General features: G+C 72.2%; 6 protein-coding genes. 5 read left to right on the top strand and 1 reads right to left on the bottom strand.

Annotated features, from left to right (window positions below; translation table 11 throughout):
* The 5 genes from DW309_RS02790 to DW309_RS02770 all read left to right on the top strand — a co-directional run.
* Positions 1 to 395: zinc-binding dehydrogenase (locus tag DW309_RS02790; RefSeq protein ID WP_136044498.1), on the top strand; the 395-nt coding region annotated here is incomplete at its 5' end.
* Between the two features lie 27 nt (positions 396 to 422).
* On the top strand, positions 423 to 1601 hold the full coding sequence (locus DW309_RS02785) for a CaiB/BaiF CoA transferase family protein (RefSeq protein ID WP_136044497.1): 1179 nt from the start codon (positions 423 to 425) through the stop codon (positions 1599 to 1601).
* Positions 1601 to 2464: an amidohydrolase family protein gene (locus tag DW309_RS02780; RefSeq protein ID WP_136036795.1), complete on the top strand. Its 864-nt coding sequence runs from the start codon at positions 1601 to 1603 to the stop codon at positions 2462 to 2464. The genes DW309_RS02785 and DW309_RS02780 overlap by 1 nt, the downstream gene beginning before the upstream one ends.
* 21 nt (positions 2465 to 2485) lie before the next feature.
* On the top strand, positions 2486 to 3328 hold the full coding sequence (locus DW309_RS02775) for a DODA-type extradiol aromatic ring-opening family dioxygenase (RefSeq protein WP_136044496.1): 843 nt from the start codon (positions 2486 to 2488) through the stop codon (positions 3326 to 3328).
* The gene (locus tag DW309_RS02770; RefSeq protein WP_136035165.1) at positions 3325 to 3672 is read left to right on the top strand and encodes a hypothetical protein; all 348 of its coding nucleotides are present in this window, start codon (positions 3325 to 3327) and stop codon (positions 3670 to 3672) included. Before DW309_RS02775 ends, DW309_RS02770 begins: the two co-directional genes overlap by 4 nt.
* 204 nt (positions 3673 to 3876) lie before the next feature.
* Here the strand turns inward: DW309_RS02770 and DW309_RS02765 are convergent.
* A partial coding sequence (locus tag DW309_RS02765) for a chaplin family protein (RefSeq protein ID WP_136044495.1) occupies positions 3877 to 4305 on the bottom strand: 429 nt, incomplete at its 5' end.

Raw genomic sequence — 4305 nt, 5'->3', positions numbered from 1 at the left:
GCGACGAGCGGCTCCTGCACGCGCCCGATCCCGCCGCCCTCACGGCCGCCCTCGCCGCGGAGGACGGCTTCGACGTGGTGCTCGACGTCTCCGGCCACGGCCCCACGCTGAGCGCCGGGGTCGCTGCGCTCGGCTGGGGTGGACGGGCCGTGTTCTGCTCGGCCTCGGTCGACCCCGACCTGCGGATCGATGCGCGCGACTTCTACCTGCGCCGCAAGCGCCTCGCGGGTGCCGCGAGCGCCCGGTACGACGACGTGGCGGAGGCCCTCGCGCTCGCCGCCGCCGGAGTGCTGCCGCCGCTCGCGGGCGCCCGGTACGCGCTCGACGACATCGCCACGGCCTACCGCGACTTCCCCCGCGCCGGCGACGGGAAGGTGATCGTGGATGTGCACTGACCACGGGTATCGAAGAGGAGACCAGACGTGACGAGTACTGCACTGCCGGGCGCCGGGGCGCTCGCCGGGATCCGGGTGGTCGAGCTGGGCCAGTACATCTCCGGTCCCTTCGCGGCGAAGCTCCTGGCCGACCTCGGTGCCGAGGTGATCAAGGTCGAGTCGCCGGAGGGCGACCCGATGCGCCGGTGGGAGGGTCGAGCGACCATGAGCCCGCAGTTCGCCGCGTACAACCGGGGCAAGCGCGGGGTGGTGCTCGACCTCAAGAGTCCGCAGGGGCTGGCGGCGCTGTTCGCCCTGGTCGCGGAGGCCGACATCGTGCTCGACAACTTCCGCCCCGGGGTGGCCGAGCGGCTCGGCTTCGGTCCGGAGGCCCTGCACGCGCACAACCCGCGCGTCATCACCTGTTCCATCACCGGCTTCGGCCCCACGGGACCCTCGGCGAAGCGTCCCGCCTACGACACGGTGATCTCCGCGACCGGGGGCATGTACAGCCAGGTCGTCCCCGCCGACACGATCCGCCCGCTGGGCCCGGCGTTCTCCGATCTGCTGTCGGGGATGTCGGCGGTGCAGGCGGTGCTCGCGGCCCTCCACGCGCGCGACGTGAGCGGGGAGGGCGAGCACGTCGAGGTGTCGATGGTGGGTGCGCTGCTCGACTTCCTCACCGAGTCCGCCTCGGCGTTCCTGGAGACAGGGCAGGTGTCGTCGCCGGACTCGCGTCCGCGTCGCGCCCAGGCGTACGCGTGCCGCGGTTCCGACGGCAAGGCGTTCGTGATCCACATGTCGGTCCCGGAGAAGTTCTGGACCGGGCTGCTCGACGTGCTGGAGCGGCCCGACCTCGCCGACGACCCCCGGTTCGCGACCAGGGAGGGGCGCGTGCGGAACTACGACGAGCTCGACGCGGTGCTCAAGGAGATCGCCGCCACCCGTCCGCGCGCCGAGTGGCTGGAGCGCCTGGCCGCGCACGACATCCCGCACGGCCCGCTCAACACGATGGGCGACCTGTTCGACGACCCGCAGATCGCGAGCATGGGCCTGGTGGAGGAGATCGCGGGACCGGGCGGCGCGATGCGCGTGCCGGTGCCGAGCACCCGGTTCCACCGCAGCGGCCGGCCCGAGCTGGTCTATGCGCCCGCGCTCGGGGCCGACACCGAGGAGCTGACCGGCCTGCGCATCGCGGCCGGAACCCTGAACGAAGGAGCGGCCTGATGCCCGGCATCGACGACCTGGTGGCGATCGACGTGCACACCCACCCGCAGACCGAGGAGTTCATCGCGGCGATGGGTACGCGGCACACGCAGATGGCCGCGCACTTCGGGCGGGAGCGGCCGGTCGTGTCGTTCGCCGAGCAGGCCGACCAGTACCGCGACCGCAGGATGATGGCCGTGATCGTCAACTCCGACTCGGAGACGACGAGCGGGATCAAGGGCGCCCCCAACGACCTGCTGGGCCGGGCGCAGCGAGACCACCCCGACGTGTTCCTGGCCTTCGCGGGCATCGACCCGTGGAAGGGCGAGGCGGCGATCGCCGAGATCCGCCGCATGCACGACGAGTACGGCATCAAGGGCGTGGGCGAGCTGAACCCGTCGCGGCAGAGGTTCCTGGCGAACGACCGTCGGTTCTGGCCGATCTGGGAGACCTGCGCCGAGCTCGGGCTGGTGGTCATGTTCCACTCCGGGTTCCCCGGTGCGGGCGCCGGTACCCCGGGCGGCGGAGGGTACCGGCTGGAGAACGCCCGCCCCGTGCCCTACATCGACGACGTCGCGGCCGAGTTCCCCGAGCTGAACATCATCAGCGCGCACCCGGCGTGGCCGTGGCACCTGGAGAACCTGGCGATGGTGTGGCACAAATCGAACGTGTACCTCGACCTCTCCGGCTGGGCTCCGAAGTACCTGCCGCCCGAGGTGGTGCGCTACGCGGACTCGCTCATCTCCGACCGGGTGCTGTTCGGCTCGGACTGGCCCGTGATGACCGCGGACCGGTGGATGGCGGAGTTCGACGAGCTCGGCTTCAAGGAGGAGTCGCGCCGCAAGATCCTGATCGACAACGCGCGGAAGCTGTTCCGGCTGTGACCGCGGAGAAGGGAGCCGACCGTGGCTGAACTGGTGCTGGCGGCGGCGACCCCGCACAACCCGCTGCTGTGGCGCGCGATGCGGGAGCCGTATCCGCCCGACCTGGTCGCGGTGGAGGCGAACTTCCGGCGCATCCGTGAGGCGATCGCCGAGGCCGAGGTCGACGTGCTGATCGTGCTCGGCACCGACCACGTGCGGCAGTTCTTCGCCGACAACTCGCCCGCGTTCATCGTCGGCAAAGCCGCGTCGTACCACGGCACGTACGAGAACGAGGTGCGCACGTTCGGCATGGAGTACGCCGAGCTGACCGGGCATCCCGAGCTCGCGGCGCAGATCGCCGGACGCGAGGTGCTGCCCGAGGCGATCGACTTCTCGGTGTCGCACGAGTGGCGGCTCGACCACAGCTTCGTGCTCCCGCTGCAGTACGTGCGGCCCGAGCTCGACCTGCCGATCGTGCCCATCCACGCGAATGCCATCCTGCCGCCGCTGCCCTCGGCCGCGCGGTTCGCCGCGCTCGGACATCACCTGCGCGCCGCGGTCGAGTCGTGGGACGGCGGGGCCAGGGTGGCGCTGCTCACCTCGGGCCACATGGCTACCGACGTCGGAGGGCCGCGCACGTTCAACGGCTCGCCCGACCCCGCGTTCGACGCCGAGGCGGTCGGGTGGATGCGCGACGGCGACCTCGACGCCGCGATCGCCGGCTGCCGGTTCGACCGCATCATGGCGGCGGGCAACGTCACCTACCAGTATGTGAACATCGTCACGGCCCTCGCCGCGATGCAGGGCCGCCCGGCCGAGCTGGCGGAGGCCACCACGTCGCGTTTCGCCTCGAGCCCGTTCTTCCTGTGGAGGTCTGCATCGTGAGCAGGTACATGATCGGCAAGTTCATGCGGGCGGTCGAGATGAGCACGGCCAACGTGAACGCGTACGTCGCCGATACCGAGGGCTTCGTCGACCGGTGGCTGGCGGGCGGCGCCGGGCCGGATGCGGTCGCCGACGACCGGGAGCTGACGCCGCAGGAGCGGGCGGCCTTCATCGCGCGCGACTACGGGGCGCTGTACGGGCTCGGGGCGCATCCGTACCTGCTGTGGCACTTCACGGAGGCGGTGTACGAGCACGAGTACACGGAGGGCTTCGGCTGGCGCGAGCTCGTGGAGCGCTACCGGGCGGCGATCATCCCGCACGGCGAGGTCGACGACATCCTCTGAGGCGGGCGACACCCGCGCTGACGGCCTGAGCGCAGGCGTGAACGGATGCCCCGTGGCGGTTCGCCACGGGGCATCCGCGTGTCGCGCGGCCGTCGCGCTCGGCAGAGGAAGTGCGGGGGACGCACCGCACGAGCGGACGCTGCCGCGCACCGGCGGAGCCGTGTCTCCTCCCCCGAGGACACCGGCGCCGCCGGGGCTCAGCGCCTACGCCGTGCGACGGCGCAGCAGGCCCGCACCTCCCAGAAGCAGCAGGGCGGCGATCGCCCACAGCGCGGGCGACGGTGCACCGCCGGTCATGGCGAGACCGGTGGCCTCACCGGAGACGGCTGCGCCCGACGCCCAGGCCATCCCGGACGCGCCCGGAGTGGTGCCGGGGTTCGTTCCGGGGGTGGTTCCGGGGTCCGTGCCCGGGTCGGTTCCGGGGTCCGTGCCCGGGTCCGTGCCCGGGTCGGTACCGGGGTCGGTTCCGGGGTCGGTTCCGGGCGTGGTGCCCGGGCCGGTCACGGTGCTCTCGCCCACGACCGAGATGGCGTTGCCGCCGATCGTGATCGGAAGCGTCACGGGCAGACCCAGCTGGGTGCCACCGAGGATGCCGTCCTCACCGGTGGTGGTGCCGCCGGCCGCGGGTGCGGT

The sequence above is a fragment of the Microbacterium sp. K41 genome (assembly GCF_004794395.1).
Taxonomy (GTDB): Bacteria; Actinomycetota; Actinomycetes; order Actinomycetales; family Microbacteriaceae; genus Microbacterium; species Microbacterium sufflavum.
This window is presented reverse-complemented; position numbering and strand designations above follow the sequence as displayed.

What these genes read in the sequence shown, in the direction of transcription:
- DW309_RS02780 (WP_136036795.1), top strand. Translation starts at nt 1,601, where the DNA reads ATGCCCGGCATCGACGACCTGGTGGCGATCGACGTGCACACCCACCCG.